Origin of the sequence: Klebsiella sp. MPUS7, from assembly GCF_009905335.1 — a bacterium.
GTDB lineage: Bacteria > Pseudomonadota > Gammaproteobacteria > Enterobacterales > Enterobacteriaceae > Klebsiella > Klebsiella grimontii.
In genome coordinates this window covers 507,053-527,182 of sequence record NZ_CP047604.1, presented here as the reverse complement: position 1 = coordinate 527,182, position 20,130 = coordinate 507,053, and the positions used below count along the sequence as shown (strand labels likewise).

Below are 20,130 nucleotides of genomic sequence, written 5' to 3'. Positions count from 1 at the left end.
CTTAGTCAGGACAGCTTCCGTTCATTACGGATGAAAAGGGAAAAGGATTGGCAGCAGAATCAGGCTGACAATGGTGGAAACGATAATCAGTGGGATGCCGGATTTGGCGTAGTCAACAAACTTATAGCCGCCTGCCGACAGCACCATCATGTTGGCAGGCATACCGATTGGCGTGGCGTAGGCGCAAGAGCTGCCGATCACCGTCGCCATCAGCACCGCGCGAGGGTCGGCGCCCATGCCCGCCGCAATCGACAGGCTCACCGGTACCAGCAGCGCGACGGTGGCGGTGTTGGACATGAAGTTAGTCATAACGACGGACAGCGCAAAGACCACCACCAGCAGCATAAAAGGCGAAGAGTTTTGCCCCAGCAGGCCAATCACGTGATCCGCCACCAGTTTTCCCGCCCCGGTCATTTCCAGCGCTTTCGCCAGCGCCAGAGTGCCACCGAAGATAAAAATAGTTTGTGAATCAATGGCTTTATAAGCCTGCTTTTCTGTAAGCACGCCGGTAACCACCAGCACCAGCGCGCCGATACAGCCCGCTACCGCAAGACTCACACCGGTCTGCTTTTCGAAAATCATGCCGAGGATCGTGGCGATCAGAACAAGCAAAGAGAGGATCTGCTTCCAGCGCGGAACGTGGCTGTAATCGCGCTGTTGGCCGATGCTGCCAACTTCCCCACTATTCGGGTGGTTGGGCAGGAATTTATAGCCGATGGTCAGAAAGTAAATCATGCCACAAACCAGCATCGGTAAACCCACTTTGGCATATTCAAAAAAGCCAAAACCGCTGCCAATGTTCTGCAAGGCTGATTGCGCAATCAGGTTGCCCGGCGCGCCAATCAACGACAGGTTACCGCCGAGCGCGGCGGCGAAAACCAGCGGCATCAGCAGTCGGGAACGGGCAAAGCCTGATTTCGCCGCCACGCCGATAACGACCGGGATCAGGACGGCTGCGGTACCGGTATTGGAGAGGAAACCGGACATCACGCCAACCACGACCATAATGGTAAAAATCAGCTGCTTTTCCGTTTTAGCGAAGCGCGTAATCACGCCCCCCACCTTATTCGCCATCCCGGTTTCAAATAGCGCCCCGCCGACGATAAACATGGCGACGAAGAGAATGACGTTGGTGTCGATAAAGCCGGCGAAAGCCTGCTTGAGATTGAGGACGCCGGTGAGAACCAGCGCGACGCAAACCACCATAGACGTGACCGCGAGCGGTATTTTTTCCCACACAAACATGGCGATAGCAAACGCCAGCAAACATAGAGTAATGGTAATCGGTTCCATATTTATAATTATCCCATCAATGATATATGATATTGTATCCAATATTGACGAGAGGGAAATTATTCCCATGCAAAGAGTAAGTCAATGCGTTTTTCACGAAAGCGTCAGGATTGAGATCTTTATCAAAATCTCGCAAAAGCAGTAACTTAGAGGAATTAATTTATGGGGTGAATAGGTAAGACGCCTGCAACGATCGTGCAGGCGGTGAGGTCAGGCCGAGGGCTCGCCGACGTAGCGCGTCAGCATATTCTCCATCGAACGGATGATATGCTCGCGCATTCGCTGACGGGCCAGCGCTTCATTATGCTGCTCCAGGGCCTGTAAAATCCCTTTATGCTCGCGTATGGAAATGATCGCATACTCCTCCTCGGTGACCTTATGCCCCATCGAGAGCCCGTTCCACATATTGCTGAGCAGCAGCTTCATTTTGCCGTTTCCGGCCGCATTCCATATCTCCATATGAAAAGCCTGATTGAGGTCAGAATATTCAGCTGAGTTATTTTCCGCCAGCGCTTTTTCCGCAGCGTAATGGACTTCGGCAATGCGCGAAATGTCCGTCCCAGGGCGAGAAGCTTTAGCGACCGCTTCACTCTCCAGCAGCGCGCGAATCTCGTAATGCTCGCGAATCGTTTGTTCGTTAATCCCCAGCACAACCGCCCCTTTATTGGGGCGGACTTTAATCAGCCCATCCGCAGCCAGTATCTGAAATGCTTCACGCACGGGCATACTGGATACGCCAACCATGCTGGCGATCCCTTCAAGGGTAATTTCTTGCCCTTCAACTAAATCTCGCGACAGTATCGCTTTACGTAATACTGCCGCGACCTGCTCTTTCGCTGAAAGAAGCTTAATTTTCCCTAATCGAGGCTTCTGCACTTTCCCAATCCTTCATGTGTTGACGCATTATTTCTGCCAGAGAGAGGAAATAACGCTGCGTTTCCTGCGCGATCTCGGCGCGATCGCCTTGTTGGATAGCATCCATCAGAGAACTGAGTATTTGCGCCGACTCCTGATTATCCTCTTTCAGATACAGAATGACATAGCCGATATAACCATCTAAAAACTGCTGATAAATCTTTTCCAGATAGCGGTTATCAATATAAGAAATGAGCGCCTGATGAAACGCCAGCTCCCGTATCCTCTCACCGGGATGCCCCAGCTCTCGCGCTCTGGTAGCCAGCGACTCGCCTGCTGCCGCGGGCACCAGTGAAAAAAGCGCTGTTGCCATCGCCGCAATGGCCTGGAAAATGTGGCTGACGTGGTCAGGCTCCAGCCGTGAGACCTGCATATGGCGGTTTGGCAAGCGCACCAGAAACCCTTCCTGCTCCAGGGCCTGTAACGCTTCACGAACCGGCATACGAGAAAGCCCCAGCTGTTCCGCAATACTCTCCTGCGCGAGCTCATCCCCCGGTTTCATACTGCCGGAAAGGATCTCGTAACGGATCATTTGAGTAATGTGGTCCCTGGTCTGCTTTCTTTCAATTTTTTTCACGACGTCCTCGTTTGTTGCCGCTCAAGACGCGGGGAGTTTAGCAGATTTACCAGCAGGTTGAGTCATTCCGGGGCGGGAGAAAGGCATAAAAAAGCCGGAACCCAGGCTCCGGCTTCTCTTTTTATGAAACGTTATTTATTCACAAAATCTTCGCCAAGGGCGATATCTTTCTTCAACGTATCCAGCATCCCCTCCAGCGCCTGCTGCTCAAACGCGCTCAGTTTACCGATAGACTGACGCTGCTCTACGCCATTTTTACCTAACAGCAGCGGCTGCGAGAAGAAGCGGGCATATTGGCCATCACCTTCAACATAGGCGCATTCCACCACGCCTTTCTCTCCCTGCATGGCGCGAACTAAAGAGAGACCGAACCGCGCGGCGGCCTGCCCCATTGATAGCGTTGCTGAGCCGCCACCGGCCTTTGCTTCAACAACTTCAGTACCGGCGTTTTGAATGCGTTTAGTCAAATCCGCCACTTCCTGCTCGCTGAAGCTGACGCCCGGAATTTGTGACAATAAAGGAAGAATAGTCACACCGGAGTGGCCGCCAATCACCGGAACCTCAACGTCTGACGAAGATTTGCCTTTCAGTTCAGCGACAAAGGTATTCGAGCGGATAATATCCAGCGTCGTAACGCCAAACAGCTTGTTCTTATCGTAAACACCGGCTTTTTTCAGCACTTCTGCGGCAATCGCCACGGTGGTGTTCACCGGGTTGGTGATAACCCCGACGCAGGCCTGCGGGCAGGTTTTGGCGATTTGCTGTACCAGATTTTTCACAATACCGGCATTAACGTTGAATAAATCGGAGCGATCCATACCGGGCTTACGCGCTACGCCCGCGGATATCAGCACCACATCAGCACCTTCCAGCGCAGGGGTGGCGTCTTCGCCGGAAAAACCTTTGATTTTTACATCGGTAGGGATATGGCTAAGATCAACCGCCACGCCCGGCGTTACCGGAGCGATGTCGTACAACGAGAGTTCTGAACCTGAAGGCAGTTGGGTCTTAAGTAGTAGGGCAAGCGCCTGGCCAATTCCACCAGCGGCGCCGAGGACTGCAACTTTCATCCTAAACTCCTTATTATGGTTAAAATAGTCTTTCGTTACTCCGTCGCCTGGACCTTAATTCACAAGATGAACAATTACAATAATTATGGCTGAAGAATGCGTGGTCGTGCGCAGCGATGCAGCAGCTTCGCATTTTCCTCCCTGAGACTGACCATCCAGCAAAGCGTAGTACCGGATCGACTGTTGGTTACAATACACCCAGCGCGTTGAGCAGAACAACATCATTTAATAACATTTCATTTACTTTTGTAGCAATTTGCGCCCCGTGACGAAAGCATGTTCCTTATTAGGGTTTTTTGCTAAAATATGCGCCCTTCATAACATTATTTACGCTTCTCCCCGCGGATTATTTGCATAAAAATGCATGTTTATGCATAATGATGTTGTTTTTACCACCATAATTGGGTGACTTATGCGTAGTTCGGCAAAACAAGAAGAACTGGTTAAGGCGTTTAAAGCGCTGCTTAAAGAAGAAAAATTCAGCTCTCAAGGTGAAATCGTACAGGCCCTGCAAGAGGAAGGCTTCGATAATATCAACCAATCGAAAGTCTCACGTATGCTCACCAAGTTTGGCGCCGTACGCACGCGTAACGCCAAAATGGAAATGGTTTACTGCCTGCCCGCCGAGCTTGGCGTCCCGACGACCTCCAGCCCGCTAAAAAACCTGGTGCTGGATATCGACTATAACGATTCGGTCGTGGTTATTCATACCAGCCCAGGCGCAGCACAGCTGATCGCCCGGCTTCTGGACTCCCTGGGCAAAGCCGAGGGTATTCTCGGCAGCATTGCCGGTGATGATACTATCTTTACCACTCCGGCCAGGGGTTTTACCGTTAAAGAGCTGCATGACGCTATCCTCGTCCTGTTTGAGCAGGAACTCTGATGCCCTTCCCTCTGGTTAACGCCAGAGGATATTCCTTCAAAAAATTATCATTTCTTTAACATTTTGTGTGTTTTTCCGCTTCTATACATTCATTTACGTGATGAAACCGGCTTAAGCGCACAAAAGATCAAATCCATATAACTTAATGATTTTATTAATTATTATTGCCTATCCTGGCGAAATTGTGACATTTCTAATTCTTATACGTTATAAAAAAGACATTTCTTTGTGATTATTTACATGAAAAACAATTAGCAAGGTATTAATATTTTCAGTGATTAGTGTATACTTGATTTTGTGATGAGGGTCACGAAACAAAGACCCCCAACAAAAAGATTCGACGAGGTGAACATCATGAAAATCAAAACCACTGTAGCAGCATTAAGCATCCTTTCCGTTCTGTCTTTCGGCGCCTTCGCCGCTGACTCCATTAACAGCGAACAGGCTCAAGGCCGTCAGGCAATCGGCACCGTTTCCGTCGGCGCGGTAAGTTCTTCCCCGATGGATATGCACGAAATGCTGAACAAGAAAGCGCAAGAAGAAGGTGCTTCCTCTTATCGCATTATCGAAGCACGTACCGGTGACCACTGGCACGCTACGGCTGAACTGTATAAATAAGATTTAACGATTGTCGGTCATTAACTGAAACAGAATCTCTCCAGCGGCCTCAGGTTCATTAAAACCTTCCGCCGCTGCAAATAATAAGGTTGGAGAAAAAATTATGAAAAGCGCAATTATCATCGCATCCCTGGGTCTGGCTTCCGTTCTCTCTTTCGGCGCAAACGCCGCCGTTAATCAAGTGAACGCTGAACAGGCGCAAAATCTGCAGTCCATGGGCACCGTTTCCGTTTCTCAGGTAGGCAGCGCGCCGATGGATATGCGCCAGGAACTGGCGGCTAAAGCTGAAAAAGAAGGCGCCAGCAGCTACCGTATTATTGAAGCCCGTACCGGCGATAACTGGCACGCTACGGCTGAGCTGTACAAATAAACCCTCGTCGTCTTATCCGACGACTTGCCCCCGCTCTGTCGGGGGCTTTTTTATGGCTGCCGCACATTAAAACGAAGCTCCCCTTCCAGCTCTTCTTCCGCCTCATCAAATAGCAATATTATCGCGCCAAAGCGCCGTCGCTGATTATCGCTTAAATGAATAAACTCAATCTCCAGCGGCAGAGGCAGTAGCCCGGCGGTCACCGCTTCCCACAGCGAATCAAGGTTGTTCACCTTCTCACGCGCTAAGCCAAAGGTACGTGAAAACTCACGATAAAAATCCTGCTGTTCAGCTATTTCATCAAAATCAAAGGTATAGGTAGCCATTGCCCGCATCCTGTCCACACCTGCAACTTTTCATAGCCCGGTCATCCCGGCGTGTAGTTCCACTCTGACGGTGGAATTCATACTCAGACAATTAAGTATAGCGATAAAAAAACCGACGCTTCAGGCGTCGGTTCTGGCGGCTAGCTATTGGTTAATACATGCTGGTACTTATGCAGCATCTCCACCAGCCTTCGCACCGGCTCGGTCACCTGCGGAGAGGCTTCCCAGAGCTGTAATTTTTGCTGGTAGATATCCAGCTCATCAAGCAGGCGGGCAAAATAGTAGCGGCGCTTATCATCGCTGCTGGCGGAAATGACGCGATCCGCCGTACGACGCAGCTGCCGGTGAAATACCGACAGGTCGTCATTTATCGGTACTGGCGCGTCGCGCAGGCGCTGATGGGCAATAATCAGGGTCAGCGCCAAACGAAAGCGCGCGATATCGCCGGGGAATTTATTCAGCAACAAAAAGAGCTGACGATACAGGGCCGGCAAATGGTTTTCTTTGCGTCGCGCCGTATTGGTGGTCAGCGATGATACCGCCGCCGAGACAAACTGGTTGAGCAACACGCGACCGGTGCGAGCCTGAGAGTTATCGCGAACCAGTAAGATCACCATCAGCGCGAGGAAACACCCCACGATCTGGCCTAAGGCGCTATCCAGAAATTGGTTGAATTGAAACTTCATCGGATTATCCAGCACCAGAATATTAATGGTGCTGGCCAGCGCCCCCAGCGAACCCAGCCGCCGCTTTTGCACCTCGATACCGATAAAAAATGCCATCACCGCCAGGCTGATGCACAGCAGCAGCATACTTTGCTGCGTCGCGGGCATAATCACGAGGAAAAACAGCGCCCCCAGCGGTAATGCCGCCAGCGTGCCGTAGAGGAAATCGATAGCCACCATTCGCGGATTAGGTAAACGCATCGCTAAGGCCGTAACAACCGCGATCATCACCATCGCCCCGCTCCCTGAAGTCCAGCCGGTCCACAGCCAGAACAGCGTACCGAGGATACAGGAGATAGACGTACGCCAAAAGTTGACCATCGCATGGTGTCGCTCGGCGGATTCCGCCTTCACCACCACTTCGCCTTGCAGCACTTCCGCTTCAATACGGCTGATTTTGGTATTGCCGACCACGCCCCGCTTCAAAAGCAGATAGCGCGTCGCGGCCCCGACCCAGCTGTAGATCGTCACCGGCGTATTGTGCTCTCCCTTCCAGGTCAAAAAGCGGCGCATCCGCTTTAACTGGCGGTGCACGTCCTGCACGGTCTCAACCGGTTCAGCGAACAGCTCGCGGTAGTCATCGGTGACCATCTCAGGCCGGGTATTCTGAATCAAATAGGTTTCACAGGCTTGGGTAATTAAGGTCAGAGAGAGGGTATTGATCGCCTTCAGCCGCTGGTTCACTTTTGCCCAGCGCGAAGACTCCATAATTAAGTTTCCGCGCATCCCTTCCAGTCCGTTGGTGCGGCGAACCAGCGCGCTCCAGGCCTTATCGACTTCATCTTTATCGGCATACGCCACGCAAAGCTGCATCAGGCGGTATTGATCGATCAGCAGGTTATCCAGCTCAAGGTCGATCTCTTTTTTAATCGAACGCGGCGAAAATAGCAGGTCGGCCACGATGGCGCTGACGATACCAACAACAATTTCACTGCACCGTTCGACGGCGAACTGCGGCGCCAGCATCGGCTCTTCGTGGATAGTGATAATAATGATAAGCGCGGTATAGCCCGCCAGGCCCCAGGCATAGGAGTTCTCAACCCGCACCAGCGAGGAGATCCAGGTACAGAACCCTGCCCACAGGCAGCAGACCAGCACCATCAGCAGCGGGGCGCGAATCATCAGGATGATAATCGCCAGCGCGGCGATACAACCGATAAAGGTACCGACAATACGCAGCATCCCGCGATAGCGGATAGCCCCGGAGTAAGGCTCTCCGCCGGCGGCAAACGCCGGGCCGGCGGCCACGATGGCTGCGGTAAGCACCGCCCAGCGCGGTGTTTCCAGCTGAAAGTGAAAACCGACGAATAACGCCAGCACTACCGCACAGGCTAATTTAACGGCAAAGCGGAGATGCCGGGGTTCGATGGTGAAAATCCCCATGGCGATTAACCGAACTCACGCAGGCGCATCGCCAGTTTCTGGAAGAAACTTGTCCGGCTGGAATCGCGGTCGTCTTTACCGGTGATCACCACCGTCGCGGTCGTCCCGGCCGGCCAGAGGTTGCCCTGCTGCTGGTCAAGGTGAATACGTACCGGCACCCGCTGCGCCAGGCGTACCCATTCAAGATTAGAGTCAATAGAGGCCAGCCCTTTCGTATCGCTGCTGCTGCTGGCATTGGTGACCCCAGCAGCGATGCTGTCGACGGTGCCTTTAAGAGTTTGCACGCTTCCCAGCGGGGTAATTTCGGCGCGGAAGCCGGGGCGCACGCCCTCAAGCTTGGTCTCTTCCAGGTAGGCCATCACATAGAAGGTATTCTGCTTGACCAGCGCAACCGCGGTAGAACCGCGGGTGATAAACTCGCCGCTGTAGACGTTCAGGTTCGTCACCCAGCCGTCAGCCGGGGCGCGAATGACCGTGCGTTCAAGATCAAGCTTCGCCAGATCGCGACTCGCGGTCGCTTTTGCCAACTGATGCTCAACGGTTTGCAGAACGTTATTCGCCTGGTCAATCTCCTCCCGGGACATGGCCTGGACGCCAAGGCGGTTACGACGGCCGGCTTCAACGCGCTTCTCCTGCGCCAGAGTCTGGTAATAGGAGACATCGGCTTCAGCCTCAGCTAAGGCTTTCTGGTAACGCGGCTGGTCAATGACGAACAAAACCTGGTCTTTCTTAACCAGTTGGTTATCCTTGATATTCACCTGCGAAATCAGGCCGGAAACATCGGGAGCGATGGCCACAATATCCGCACTAAAGCGCGCATCGCGCGTCCAGGGCGAGGCGGTGTAATACACCCATGCGCGAAAAATCGCCACAAATGCCAGGATAACCAGTATCACAGTGATTGCGGTACGGAGGATATTTCTTGTTAGTGTTTTCACATCTACCTCAAACGAACAAACGCGATATCAGATAAAACAGGCAGCAATAGAGCGCGGTATTAAACAGTGCCGGATGCCAGACAAAATCATAGATGCCGGTCGGAACCAGCAGGCGGTGCACCAGCCAAAAGATGGCTAGCGACAATAGCAACTCAAAGAAGATCGGCGGAAACGACAAGCCGAAAATCACAATGACAGGAAACAGACTCATGATGACCTTGATAAGAAGCGTACAGGTGATATGCGCGATGCGTTTATTATTAAGCTAACTATATAGTAACGTAACAATTGCGGTCTTATCTATAATGTGTGATCTAAATCACTTTTAAGCCAGAGTGAATAATGGAACGATTAAAACGCATGTCCGTATTTGCCAGAGTGGTGGAATTAGGTTCCTTTACCGCCGCGGCCCGCCAGCTCCAGATGAGCGTTTCTTCCATCAGCCAGACGGTAGCTAAACTGGAAGATGAGCTGCAGGTTAAGCTACTCAACCGCAGTACGCGCAGTCTTGGCTTAACCGAAGCGGGAAAAATATATTATCAAGGCTGTCGGCGGATGCTGTTCGAAGTCCAGGATGTCCATGAACAGCTATACGCGTTTAACAATACGCCCATCGGTACGCTGCGCATCGGCTGTTCTTCAACTATGGCACAGAATGTCCTGGCTCGCATAACGGCCGATATGCTCAAAGAGCACCCGGGGCTCTCCATCAACCTGGTCACCGGCATCCCGGCGCCGGACCTGATCGCAGACGGTCTGGACGTGGTGATTCGCGTGGGAGCGCTGCAGGACTCCAGCCTCTTTTCCCGCCGTCTGGGCTCTATGCCAATGGTGCTCTGCGCGGCGAAAAGCTATCTCCAGCACGCCGGATGTCCGGAAAAGCCGGCGGATCTCGCCAGCCACTCCTGGCTGGAATACAGCGTCCGGCCGGATAACGAATTTGAAATCATCGCCCCGGAAGGCATTTCAACCAAGCTGATCCCTCAGGGCAGATTCGTCACTAACGATCCGATGACGCTGGTGCGCTGGCTAACGGCAGGCGTCGGCGTGGCTTACGTTCCGCTGATGTGGGCGATCGAAGAGATCAACCGCGGCGAACTGGAGATTCTGCTGCCGAGCTACCAGTCCGATCCGCGCCCGGTGTACGCGCTATATACCGAGAAAGATAAGCTGCCCCTGAAGGTACAGGTATGCATTAATTATCTGACTGAGTATTTCGTCGGGGTGGCAAATATTTACCAGGGTATGCGCGGTCGGGGGATAGCCCGCTAGCGGCCAGAGCCTGCGAAAAAGGGTAATAACGTATTATCAGGCCCGGCATCGGAAATGATCTGCGTCACGTCGCGGAGATTGCCGATGCGCACCTCGCCGGAGCGATGAAATTTGCTTTTGTCGATTAACAATAGCGACTGTGCCGCCCGTTTCAGCAGCAGCGATTTGTAAGCGGCATTATTGGCGCTGGAATCCCAGAGCACGCCGTCGTTATCGATCCCCTCGCAGGAAAAAATGAATAGATCGATCTCCAGCGATTTGACCTGCGATAACAGCGCAGGGTTAACGTAATAGCCATATTGACGCTGAAGCTGACCACCGGCGCTGATCAGTTGGATCCGCTCACGGCGGCCCAGCTCTACGCAGACCGGATGGCTGTTGGTAAACACCGTCAGGTTACTATTCGGTAGCTGACGCGCCAGAAACCAGCAGGTTGAGCTGGCATCCAGCGCGATCGTCATGCCTTCATCAATCCACGCCAGCGCGGTACGGGCAATATCAGATTTATGGGCATAATGGCTTTTCACGCGGCGATGAAACGGCTTCTCGCCGTTGTGATTATCGCGCAGGAGAACGCGCGCCTGTCCGTGGCTACGCTGGATACTTCCCTGTTTCTGCAGCTCGCTCAAATCGCGACGAACGGTCTCGATGCTGACCTGCAGAAGCTGGGATAACGCTTCAGTAGTTAGGGTGTGGTGCTGACTGAGTAACTCGACTATCTGCTGCTGACGCGCGGCTTTCATCGCGACCCCGCGGAGGTGATGTGCGCTTTCGCCGCGAGCGAAAGCGCATTGAGAGGTATCAGGCAGTACCGCCGACGGTGAGTTTATCCACTTTGAGCGTTGGCTGACCGACGCCAACCGGTACGCTCTGGCCCTCTTTGCCGCAAACGCCGACGCCGCTGTCCAGCTTCAGATCGTTCCCCACCATCGAAATCTGCTGCATCGCTTCGATACCTGAACCGATAAGCGTCGCCCCCTTCACCGCTTTGGTCACTTTGCCTTTTTCAATCAGGTAGGCTTCAGACGTGGAGAAGACAAATTTGCCGGAGGTGATATCCACCTGACCGCCGCCAAAGTTCGGCGCGTAGATGCCGTAATCGACCGATTCGATAATCTCCTGCGGCGTGGATTTTCCCGCCAGCATGTAGGTGTTGGTCATACGCGGCATAGGCAGATGCGCGTAGGATTCGCGACGACCGTTGCCGGTTGGCGCCACGCCCATCAGCCGGGCATTGAGCTTGTCCTGCATATAGCCTTTGAGAATGCCGTTTTCAATCAAAACGTTATACTGACCCGGGGTACCTTCGTCATCAATGGCGACGGAGCCGCGACGGTTGGCAATGGTGCCATCATCCACTACGGTGCACAGCTCTGAGGCCACCAGCTCACCCATATGGCCGCTGAATACCGACGTCCCCCGACGGTTAAAATCGCCTTCCAGTCCGTGACCGACGGCTTCATGAAGCAGCACGCCAGGCCAGCCCGCGCCCAGTACGACCGGCAGCATTCCGGCGGGCGCGGCGACGGCGGTCAGATTGACCAGCGCCATACGCACGGCTTCTCTCGCCCAAACATCCGCGCGCACATCGCCATCCTGGGAGGCCAGGAAATAGTCGTAGCCAAAGCGACCGCCGCCGCCGCTGGCGCCGCGTTCGCGTTTGCCATCCTCTTCCACCAGCACGCTGACGGAAAGACGAACCAGCGGGCGCACGTCCGCCGCCAGCGTGCCGTCGGTGGCGGCCACAAGAATTAACTCGTAGACGCCGGTCAGGCTGGCGGAAACTTCCTGCACCCGTTTATCGGCCGCGCGAGCGGTTTTATCTACCCGGCGCAGAATATCCAGCTTCTCTTCCCGACTCATGCTTTGCAGCGGGTCGATGCTGGTATAGAGGGAGCTGTACTCCACTCCGCCGAGGGTATGAACTTTACCATCGCCGTGGTCGCGTACAATGGTACGCGCCGCCTGCGCGCTCTGTTCCAGCGCCAGTCGGCTAATCTGGTCCGCATAGGCAAAGCCGGTTTTTTCCCCGCTCACCGCACGGACGCCGACGCCCTGGTCGATATTGTACGAACCATCTTTAATGATGCTGTCTTCAAGAACCCAGGACTCGTGATAGCTCGACTGAAAATAGAGATCGCCGTAATCCAGACGGCGCTCGGCCAGCTGGCCAAGAATGGTAAACAGATCCTGATGATTCAGGCCGTTTGCCGACAGTAATTGTTCACTTACCAGGTTCAGACTCATCGTTTTGCTACTCGTTTGTTGCCGCCTCTCGGGCGGAAATAAAATAGGCTCTCTATTGAGAGTGCGGTAATTACGCACAATCGTCAAATCATTGCTTTTTGTCGCTCCGCGCCTGGCGCAGCACTTCGTTAATTTGCGGCTGATCGATAGGACCGGTGATGCGATAGCGCAGAATTGAAACCTTATTCCACAGCGGCCCCAGCACCTTACTGGCGGCAAAGACCGCGGCGCCGATTATCGGGTTAACGGCAAAGGCCGCGGCGACGCCCACGGTCGCGGAAATTTCCGGCGCGACCACGGCCTGCATATCCAGCTGACGGCGGACAAGATCCACCGACCCCTTCATGGCGATATCCGCTTCCAGACCATCAACCAGCGTATCGTCGGTATGCAGAACGCCGTCTTTAATCCACGCCGTACTGCGAATGGAATCGAAGTAGAAACCTTCGCTGAAGGTATCGCTAAAGTCGAAACGCAGCTTGCGAAGCAGCGCGTCAACGCTCAACAAACGCAGCAGCTGGCCGGCGTGGCCGGTGCTGAGATCGGTAAACTCGCCTTTCCCAAGACGGCTTTTCAGGATCCCGTTCAGCGAGGCAACATCGGGCTGCCACGGCGGCGCACGCCAGTGAAGGTCATAATCAATATCAAACGAAGAACCTTTTACCGGCGTGGACACGCCGAAGAAGTTGACGAAATCATCGGTTTTATTACCGTGCAGTTTACCTTTTAAAGAGGTTCGTACGCCCGTCGGCGCGCTTACCCATACGCCATCGGTCGTCAGGCGGCCAAACCCGGTATCCACCAGGCCATTTGCCAGCGTCAGGGTATCGCCGCGGATATCAAAATCGCCTTCGATGCGACCATATTTTTGCCCCCACAGCCAGCACTCGGCGCAGCGAAGCTGAAGGTCCGGCCAGCCGTGGAAATCAATTTTGGCGTCAGCCAGAGGGCCGCTGCTTTTTTCAGTCCCGCCGCTTTTCGCTGCAGTGGGGTTGTAGTAGAGATAGCGAATGGCTGCCAGCCACGGCGCGTTTTTGCGCATCGTCAGGGTGGCGTTAACTTCACGCCCCTGGGCTTCAATCTTCGTCCCTCCGGCGCCGGGTTGGGAAACAAGGCTGACGTTATTCCAGCTCTGGCCCGCCATCGTTAACACCGGCGTACGCAGCGTGACCTGCTCGGGGAAAACCATATTGCTGCTGACGTCATTGGCCGCGCCGCCCTGGAACAGCGCAAGCCATTGCGCGCCATCCATCGGCGGCATATTCAGCTCCACGCCAGGCTGCTCGGGAAGCGGCGACACGGCTTTACTGTCAGTGGTTAAAATAGCGCGGTCCAGAGTCAGCTTATGACCCAGCAGCCAGCGGCTATTGATATGATTTTTCGCCCCCACGGAGCCAGCCAGAGTAAAGCTGCTTAGGCCGCCATCAACCTTAATGTTTACCGGCAAAGGCTCACCGGCCTGTTTATCGACCGGCGCAGGTAAGTGACTACTTACATTCTTCAGGTCAGCGTTAACATCCACCTTATAGCTCGCGCTACCGCGATACGGAAGCTCAATCGCGACTTTACCGTCCCAGGGCACGCTGCCGCTCAGGGCACCTTCCAGGGCTTTCGGCAGTAAACCGGTACGCGCGGGCTGCCAGCTGGCGTTCATCCCGACGTCTACCAGGAATGCTTTCGCGCCTTCGGTGGTCGAGAAATCGATATTCAGCGGCTGATTAAACCAGGTCGCGCTCATCGGTTCGCTTTTCAGGTCGCCGTTTACGAAGCTGAATTTACCGCTCAGGTTCTGCAATGTAGTATCAATAGGCTTGATAAATAAGCTGTTATTGTTCAGCCGGACATCACCCTTAGCGGTGGTCATCTCGCCATCCAGGGGGATATCAAGATGTAAGCGAGCGCTCACACCACCGTCCAACTGAAGCTCACCCAGCGCCGCCCCCAGCGTCTCTTTCAGCGGCGTCTCGTTAAAATAAGGGCCAACTTCTTTACCCGGACCGTTAACATCGGCATCAATTAATAACTTTTCACGCGAATAGTCGGGAATTACCGCGTCGAGATTGCTGGCGGTCACTTTGCCGAGCATCGCCTTATCGGCCTTCATCCATAGTCCGTCATTGATAAAGTTAAGGTCGATATTCAGGCCGGTTAGCGCAGGCCAGTCAGGCTGAAAGGCAAAGGTGGCGTTCTTGAGCGGCACCGTAACCTGGAATTGCCCCTCATTATGCTTATACGGGAAAAGGTGCGGGTTGCCGCCATAAGCCAGCGTGGCATCGGTGGCCTGGCCGCCTTTAATCGCTCCGCTGAGGTAATCCACCAGCGCTTTGCCCATCAGATTTTCCGGGAAGTAGCGCCATGCCTGACCGCCGTCGTTGGTACTGATACCGGCCAGAATACCGAGCCAGGGTTCATCACCCTGCGGCTGTAGATAGCGGAACCCGCCGCGGGCGCGAACGCCGGTTGCCTGTACGTCGATGTCGCGACCATCGAGCATAAAACCTTTGTCATTCTTCACCCAGTTGAGGGTCGCATCGCCCCGGGCGATCTCCAGCGGCGCGCGAAAGACCGTTTCATAGGGCATTCTCGCCTGCGTCATGCGGGCATGCAGGGTACCGTTTTCCACGCTGCCGGCAATGTTGCCGGAGAAATGCTCAGCCCCTGGCAGCAGCTTCCACTGCTTCCAGGACATGTCGCTCCAGTCCGCCTGAAAGCGCGTTTTTTCCGCCATCTGCAGCGGAATATCCAGCGCCAGAAGGTTAATTTTGCCGTCCGGCTGCGTCGTACGCCAGATTTCGCCCAGCGACGGCGCCAGTTTATCCGCCATCGGCTGCAGCCCGGTCAGGCCGCTAAGGTTAAGATTGCTGGCGCGAATGCGCAGCTCATCGCTGCGTTGACCATTTTTTCCACCCACATCCTGAGCCGGGATCCACGCCATCGACAGCGCGCCGCGCGGCCAGGGTTTATTATCCATCGAAATGCGCGTATCAGGGATGTCAAAGCCCCAGCTTTGATTATCGCGATAGATGTGCGCCGTCAGATTATCAACCGAGAGATGATGCTTATCTTTGTCGCCCTGCCAGCTGGCGCCGCCTTTTTTCAGCCATACATCCCCGCTGGCGACGTCGCCTTTATCGATAGTCATCCAGCCTTCGAGGCTAAACCGCGCGCTTTGCAGGGCGATGTTGTCCTGCATCCAGCGACCAAGCCATGGCTTAACGTCGATATCATCGGCCTGAAGCCAGACGCGCCCCTTATTGAGCAAGCCGTCTTCATCGCGCAGGTCCATGCGCACCTGCATCACGCCATGCTGGCCGGTCAGGCTGCTAAGACTAAGCTGCCCCTCAGCGCGATGGCGATTTTTACCGTTCAGCCAGGTAAGCTGCGGGATCGAGAGTTCTGCCCGCTGACCCGAGATCGTCAGGAAGCTCAGATGGCTATCGCGAAGGATAAAGTGGTCGAACTGGCGGAGAAAAAGATCGCTGATACGGTCGGTTTTCAGCCCTTCACCGCCGTTATTGGTTTGAATAGGAGTATTGGTATGAATCTGCAGCTGCCAGAAGGTTAGATCGCGAAACTGCCAGCGCATATGCAGCAGGCTTTGCCAGACGTCGAGTGCCAGAGTGACGCGTTTGACGGAAAGCTCACCGCCGTCATTCAGGCCGGCCTTAACATCACGGACATCAAGCGTCGGGCCAAACGTCTGCCAGCTGGCGACAATGTTTGAGGCATCGACCGGCACGCCGGCCATCGCGGAGACTTTTTCCAGCACCTGTGGACGCCAGCTGTTCAACTGCGGCAGAACGAGACGCAGACCGCTCACCAGCAGTGCGACGACAACAATCAATGTTGCCGCGGTGAGCAGTAATATCCCGGGCAGTCGCCTCACGCATCTCTCCTTGTCAGCCTGTTACGCGTCATCCTATCGCCCGCCTCTTTATCCCGACATCAGCAAGCAAACGGATGATTACATCATTACGACATCAAACTGCTCTTGATTATAGAGCGGTTCAATCTGTACTTTGACCTGCTTACCGACAAAGATCTCGACTTCTGCCAGCGCGTGCGACTCTTCCCCTTTCAGCGTTTCCGCTACCGCAGGAGAAGCATAGACCAGGAATCGGTCGGAATCGTAGGCGTGATGCACGCGCACGATTTCGCGCATGATTTCATAGCACACCGTTTCCACCGTTTTCACCGTACCGCGCCCGTGGCAGGTAGGACACTCATTACACAGCACGTGCTCCACGCTTTCACGAGTGCGCTTGCGGGTCATCTCTACCAGTCCAAGCTGGGAGAAGCCGTTAATGCTGGTTTTAACCCGGTCTTTGCTCAGCGCCTGCTCAAGAGAGTGCAGCACCCGGCGACGGTGATCTTCATTGTTCATATCAATGAAATCAATGATGATAATCCCACCGAGATTGCGCAGCCGTAGCTGACGAGCAATCGCCTGGGTCGCCTCAATATTGGTATTAAAGATAGTATCGTCAAGATTACGGTGACCGACGAATGCGCCGGTGTTGATATCAACGGTGGTCATCGCTTCCGTTTGATCAATGATCAGATAACCGCCTGATTTCAGCTCAACTTTACGCTCCAGCGCGCGCTGAATTTCGTTTTCCACGTCGAAAAGATCGAAAATCGGCTGGCGGCCGCTGTAATGCTCCAGCTTGCTGGTCATCTCCGGAATATATTCGGCGGTAAACTCAAGCAGCGATTCGTAGGTCAGACGGGAGTCCACGCGAATACGGTCAAGATGCGCATCGGCGAAATCACGCAGCACGCGCTGCGCCAGCGCCAGCTCACCGTACATTTGATAACGCGTCTGCTGGCGCTTTTTGCGCTCCATCACTTTTGTCCAGACGCGCTTGAGATAGGCGGCATCTGCGGCCATCTCCTGCTCATGAACGCCTTCCGCCGCGGTACGGATAATGAATCCGCCCTGTTCGTCACAGTATTCAGAGACCACTTTTTTCAGGCGTTCGCGTTCCGCTTCGCTTTCAATACGCTGAGAGACGCCGACGTGCGAAGCCCCGGGCATAAAGACCAGATAGCGAGAAGGAATGGTGATATCGGTGGTCAGGCGGGCGCCTTTGGTGCCGAGAGGATCTTTCACCACCTGCACCATTAAATCCTGCCCCTGACGCACCAGCTCGGAGATATCGCGGACGGCGAACTGCTTTTGCTCTTCGCCCGCCACGCACTCGGTATGCGGCATAATATCGGAAGCGTGCAGAAACGCGGCCTTATCCAGGCCAATATCTACAAAAGCCGCCTGCATTCCCGGCAGCACCCGACTGACACGACCCTTGTAGATATTGCCTACTATTCCGCGTCGCGCTTCACGCTCAATATGAATTTCCTGAAGAATACCGCCATCAATGTAAGCGACGCGCGTTTCTGATGGCGTTACGTTAACTAATAGTTCAGCAGTCATCTTTATCCCTTTTCTTCACGCAGTGAGTTAAAGTTACTTAGCAACTCATACGTTTCCACTAGCGGTAAGCCAACTACGGCGTGATAGCTGCCATTTATCTTCCTGACGAAACAGCCACCCAACCCCTGAATACCGTATGCACCTGCTTTATCTAACGGTTCGCCGCTGGCGACATAATCGGCGATATCCTGTACTGAGAGCACGCGGAAAGTAACCTCCGTGACCACCAGGCAATCCAGCGTCTGCTGCTTATCGGCCAGCGCCACGGCGGTCATCACCTGATGGGTTTTGCCGGAAAGCATGCGCAACATTTCTGCGGCGTGCCCGGCATCGCGCGGTTTTTCCAGCACTTCACCGTTCAGGATGACAATGGTATCCGCGCCCAAAACGGGCAGATCGCGCGGTGCCAGCGCGACGCCAGCCTGCGCCTTTTCGCGCGCCAGACGGACCACATACTGCTGAGCGCTCTCCTGCGGGCGGCGCAGTTCCTCAATACCGGGAACCACGCGCTCAAAAGCGAGGCCAAGCTGAGTCAGCAGTTCCTGCCGACGCGGAGAACCTGAAGCAAGATACAGAGTCGTCATATCAACCTTATTGCACCGCAAACTGCTGGCGCACTTTACGCATCAGCAGGAAAATCCATGGCCAGAGCACACCGTTTACTACACTACTCCAGAACACTTCCGGACGGAAAGAGACGTTGATCACTAAAAACTCTGCCCAGAAAACAATGATATCCACGGAGAGGGATAACATGACGACTACTAGAGCCTGTTGCCAGAGCGCCAGATTGCGGAACAGCTGATATTTCAGCGCGACCAGATAAGCCACAATACTTAATGATAGTGCGCGAACGCCAAGCGTCGAGCCGCTGATGAGATCGAGGATCGCCCCCATCACAAAGCCTGTGCCGACATTAACCCGGTGGGGCAGCGCGAGGATCCAGTACAACAGGATAAGCAATACCCAGTTTGGCCGGTAAACGCTAATGTCCGCCGGCCAGGGCATTATTTGCAGCAATAGTGCGATAAGAAACGAGAGCCAGATAACCCAGCGTCCCTGGCTACGGTAACTTGCCACTATTGCCCCCCCGCTGGCTGAGACTGCTGTGGCATACCGGTTGCCGGAGCCGGCATCTGCGGCCCCATCGCATCTGGCGCAGGCAGAACCTGCGGCATCATCTGCATCAGGCGTTCATTCGCTACGCGATGAACCTCTTCCGGCGTCATCGGATTCGCGCCGTTGCGATCGGCTCCCCATAGCAGCAGCAGGTAACGCAGGCGCTGCAGACCGGCTGTCGGACGCGCCTGAATCACCGTATACGCGCGCTGCGTATCCAGCTTAACGGACGAAACCACCCCTACCGGATACCCTTCAGGGAAGCGGCCGCCGAGGCCCGAAGTCACCAGGACGTCGCCGACGCGAATATCGGTATTGGCCGGCAGATGTTCCAGCTGCAAATCGTCGGTACAGCCGTTGCCTGCGGCAATCACGCGAATATCGTTACGCAGTACCTGAATCGGTAACGCATGCGTGGCATCGCAAATCAGCAGCACGCGGCTGGTCAGTTTCGCCACCGCCACCACCTGACCCACAACGCCTTTATCGCTGATCACCGGCTGGCCTTCATAAACGCCGTTAACGCTGCCTTTATCGATAACGACCTGATCGCTATAGGGGTCGTTAACCGTTGAGATGACCTGCGTCACCATTTTTTGCTCGTCCTGACGCAGCGGAGAGCCCAGCAGTTCCCGCAGACGCGCGTTCTCCTGCTTGTACTGGCCCAGCATCAACAGATCGCTGTTCTTCAGCAACAGTTCCTGGCGCAACGCGCGGTTTTCCAGTTCGAGCTGGTCGCGGGTGGCCAGCGTTTGCGAAACGCTATCCAGCAATTCCCGTGGACCATTAGAAACAAAGTAGAAAGGGCTGACGGCAGTATCCATGTACGTTCGAATTTGGCTGAACGTACCCAGGCGGCTGTCGGCGATTATCACGCCAAGCGCCACCAAAACCGCCAGAATAAGGCGAATCTGTAGCGACGGGCCACGGCTAAAAATTGGCTTCATAGGCTATGCGTAT

The 20,130-nt window shown here is 54.4% G+C and carries 19 protein-coding genes; 4 read left to right on the top strand and 15 right to left on the bottom strand.

The window, feature by feature from the left end:
- Nucleotides 1–24: 24 nt before the first annotated feature.
- The 4 genes from GUC22_RS02505 to mdh all read right to left on the bottom strand — a co-directional run bounded on the left by GUC22_RS02505 (nucleotide 25) and on the right by mdh (nucleotide 3,855).
- A complete protein-coding gene (locus GUC22_RS02505; protein ID WP_024360661.1) occupies nucleotides 25–1,293 on the bottom strand; it encodes an SLC13 family permease in 1,269 nt (422 codons plus the stop codon).
- A 210-nt stretch (nucleotides 1,294–1,503) separates the two neighbouring features.
- Entirely contained in the window at nucleotides 1,504–2,169 is a 666-nt protein-coding gene (locus GUC22_RS02500; protein ID WP_004139740.1) for a GntR family transcriptional regulator, read from the bottom strand.
- Nucleotides 2,141–2,785: a GntR family transcriptional regulator gene (locus GUC22_RS02495; protein ID WP_024360659.1), complete on the bottom strand. Its 645-nt coding sequence runs from the start codon at nucleotides 2,783–2,785 to the stop codon at nucleotides 2,141–2,143. Before GUC22_RS02495 ends, GUC22_RS02500 begins: the two co-directional genes overlap by 29 nt.
- A 131-nt stretch (nucleotides 2,786–2,916) precedes the next feature.
- Nucleotides 2,917–3,855, bottom strand: coding sequence for a malate dehydrogenase (gene mdh / locus GUC22_RS02490; protein ID WP_004139734.1), 939 nt, complete (start codon nucleotides 3,853–3,855; stop codon nucleotides 2,917–2,919).
- Nucleotides 3,856–4,267: 412 nt separating this feature from the next.
- On the opposite strand from mdh, the gene argR reads away from it, so the two are divergent.
- From argR to yhcN-B, 3 genes are all read left to right on the top strand, one after another.
- A complete protein-coding gene (argR, locus tag GUC22_RS02485) occupies nucleotides 4,268–4,738 on the top strand; it encodes a transcriptional regulator ArgR (RefSeq protein ID WP_004106225.1) in 471 nt (156 codons plus the stop codon).
- A gap of 354 nt (nucleotides 4,739–5,092) precedes the next feature.
- A complete protein-coding gene (gene yhcN, locus GUC22_RS02480; protein WP_004106226.1) occupies nucleotides 5,093–5,356 on the top strand; it encodes a peroxide/acid stress response protein YhcN in 264 nt (87 codons plus the stop codon).
- 103 nt (nucleotides 5,357–5,459) lie between these two features.
- Nucleotides 5,460–5,726, top strand: coding sequence for a DUF1471 family stress response protein YhcN-B (gene yhcN-B, locus GUC22_RS02475; protein WP_004106229.1), 267 nt, complete (start codon nucleotides 5,460–5,462; stop codon nucleotides 5,724–5,726).
- A gap of 50 nt (nucleotides 5,727–5,776) precedes the next feature.
- Here yhcN-B and GUC22_RS02470 read toward each other — a convergent pair whose 3' ends face one another.
- The 4 genes from GUC22_RS02470 to aaeX form a co-directional block, all read right to left on the bottom strand.
- Nucleotides 5,777–6,052, bottom strand: a complete 276-nt coding sequence (locus tag GUC22_RS02470) for a barstar family protein (RefSeq protein ID WP_004139730.1) — start codon at nucleotides 6,050–6,052, stop codon at nucleotides 5,777–5,779.
- Nucleotides 6,053–6,192: 140 nt separating this feature from the next.
- Nucleotides 6,193–8,160: a p-hydroxybenzoic acid efflux pump subunit AaeB gene (gene aaeB / locus GUC22_RS02465; protein ID WP_024360657.1), complete on the bottom strand. Its 1,968-nt coding sequence runs from the start codon at nucleotides 8,158–8,160 to the stop codon at nucleotides 6,193–6,195.
- Between the two features lie 5 nt (nucleotides 8,161–8,165).
- Complete coding sequence (gene aaeA / locus GUC22_RS02460; protein WP_004139725.1) at nucleotides 8,166–9,098, bottom strand: p-hydroxybenzoic acid efflux pump subunit AaeA; 933 nt, start codon at nucleotides 9,096–9,098, stop codon at nucleotides 8,166–8,168.
- A 7-nt stretch (nucleotides 9,099–9,105) separates the two neighbouring features.
- Nucleotides 9,106–9,309 (bottom strand): p-hydroxybenzoic acid efflux pump operon protein AaeX, encoded by a 204-nt coding sequence (gene aaeX, locus GUC22_RS02455; protein WP_002918640.1) that lies wholly within the window; start codon nucleotides 9,307–9,309, stop codon nucleotides 9,106–9,108.
- A 131-nt stretch (nucleotides 9,310–9,440) separates the two neighbouring features.
- Between aaeX and aaeR the strand changes: the two genes are divergently transcribed.
- A complete protein-coding gene (gene aaeR, locus GUC22_RS02450) occupies nucleotides 9,441–10,370 on the top strand; it encodes an HTH-type transcriptional activator AaeR (RefSeq protein ID WP_004139722.1) in 930 nt (309 codons plus the stop codon).
- On the opposite strand, the gene fucR is transcribed toward aaeR, so the two are convergent.
- From fucR to mreC, 7 genes are all read right to left on the bottom strand, one after another.
- The gene (gene fucR / locus GUC22_RS02445) at nucleotides 10,367–11,113 is read right to left on the bottom strand and encodes an L-fucose operon activator (RefSeq protein WP_024360656.1); all 747 of its coding nucleotides are present in this window, start codon (nucleotides 11,111–11,113) and stop codon (nucleotides 10,367–10,369) included. The two genes, aaeR and fucR, sit on opposite strands and share 4 nt — an antisense overlap.
- Before the next feature lie 58 nt (nucleotides 11,114–11,171).
- Nucleotides 11,172–12,617, bottom strand: a complete 1,446-nt coding sequence (gene tldD / locus GUC22_RS02440; RefSeq protein WP_024360655.1) for a metalloprotease TldD — start codon at nucleotides 12,615–12,617, stop codon at nucleotides 11,172–11,174.
- Nucleotides 12,618–12,705: 88 nt separating this feature from the next.
- The gene (yhdP, locus tag GUC22_RS02435; RefSeq protein WP_049130444.1) at nucleotides 12,706–16,503 is read right to left on the bottom strand and encodes an AsmA2 domain-containing protein YhdP; all 3,798 of its coding nucleotides are present in this window, start codon (nucleotides 16,501–16,503) and stop codon (nucleotides 12,706–12,708) included.
- A gap of 78 nt (nucleotides 16,504–16,581) precedes the next feature.
- On the bottom strand, nucleotides 16,582–18,051 hold the full coding sequence (gene rng, locus GUC22_RS02430; RefSeq protein ID WP_004125826.1) for a ribonuclease G: 1,470 nt from the start codon (nucleotides 18,049–18,051) through the stop codon (nucleotides 16,582–16,584).
- 2 nt (nucleotides 18,052–18,053) lie between these two features.
- Nucleotides 18,054–18,635 (bottom strand): Maf family protein, encoded by a 582-nt coding sequence (locus GUC22_RS02425; protein WP_064411739.1) that lies wholly within the window; start codon nucleotides 18,633–18,635, stop codon nucleotides 18,054–18,056.
- 7 nt (nucleotides 18,636–18,642) lie between these two features.
- Entirely contained in the window at nucleotides 18,643–19,131 is a 489-nt protein-coding gene (mreD, locus tag GUC22_RS02420; protein ID WP_004125830.1) for a rod shape-determining protein MreD, read from the bottom strand.
- Nucleotides 19,131–20,117: a rod shape-determining protein MreC gene (gene mreC, locus GUC22_RS02415; protein ID WP_004125831.1), complete on the bottom strand. Its 987-nt coding sequence runs from the start codon at nucleotides 20,115–20,117 to the stop codon at nucleotides 19,131–19,133. Before mreC ends, mreD begins: the two co-directional genes overlap by 1 nt.
- Between the last annotated feature and the right edge of the window lie 13 nt (nucleotides 20,118–20,130).

What these genes read in the sequence shown, in the direction of transcription:
- GUC22_RS02425 (WP_064411739.1), bottom strand. Translation starts at nt 18,635, where the DNA reads ATGACGACTCTGTATCTTGCTTCAGGTTCTCCGCGTCGGCAGGAACTG.
- tldD (WP_024360655.1), bottom strand. Translation starts at nt 12,617, where the DNA reads ATGAGTCTGAACCTGGTAAGTGAACAATTACTGTCGGCAAACGGCCTG.
- rng (WP_004125826.1), bottom strand. Translation starts at nt 18,051, where the DNA reads ATGACTGCTGAACTATTAGTTAACGTAACGCCATCAGAAACGCGCGTC.
- mreC (WP_004125831.1), bottom strand. Translation starts at nt 20,117, where the DNA reads ATGAAGCCAATTTTTAGCCGTGGCCCGTCGCTACAGATTCGCCTTATT.
- aaeB (WP_024360657.1), bottom strand. Translation starts at nt 8,160, where the DNA reads ATGGGGATTTTCACCATCGAACCCCGGCATCTCCGCTTTGCCGTTAAA.
- aaeX (WP_002918640.1), bottom strand. Translation starts at nt 9,309, where the DNA reads ATGAGTCTGTTTCCTGTCATTGTGATTTTCGGCTTGTCGTTTCCGCCG.
- GUC22_RS02505 (WP_024360661.1), bottom strand. Translation starts at nt 1,293, where the DNA reads ATGGAACCGATTACCATTACTCTATGTTTGCTGGCGTTTGCTATCGCC.
- yhcN-B (WP_004106229.1), top strand. Translation starts at nt 5,460, where the DNA reads ATGAAAAGCGCAATTATCATCGCATCCCTGGGTCTGGCTTCCGTTCTC.
- fucR (WP_024360656.1), bottom strand. Translation starts at nt 11,113, where the DNA reads ATGAAAGCCGCGCGTCAGCAGCAGATAGTCGAGTTACTCAGTCAGCAC.
- GUC22_RS02470 (WP_004139730.1), bottom strand. Translation starts at nt 6,052, where the DNA reads ATGGCTACCTATACCTTTGATTTTGATGAAATAGCTGAACAGCAGGAT.
- aaeR (WP_004139722.1), top strand. Translation starts at nt 9,441, where the DNA reads ATGGAACGATTAAAACGCATGTCCGTATTTGCCAGAGTGGTGGAATTA.
- yhcN (WP_004106226.1), top strand. Translation starts at nt 5,093, where the DNA reads ATGAAAATCAAAACCACTGTAGCAGCATTAAGCATCCTTTCCGTTCTG.
- argR (WP_004106225.1), top strand. Translation starts at nt 4,268, where the DNA reads ATGCGTAGTTCGGCAAAACAAGAAGAACTGGTTAAGGCGTTTAAAGCG.
- mdh (WP_004139734.1), bottom strand. Translation starts at nt 3,855, where the DNA reads ATGAAAGTTGCAGTCCTCGGCGCCGCTGGTGGAATTGGCCAGGCGCTT.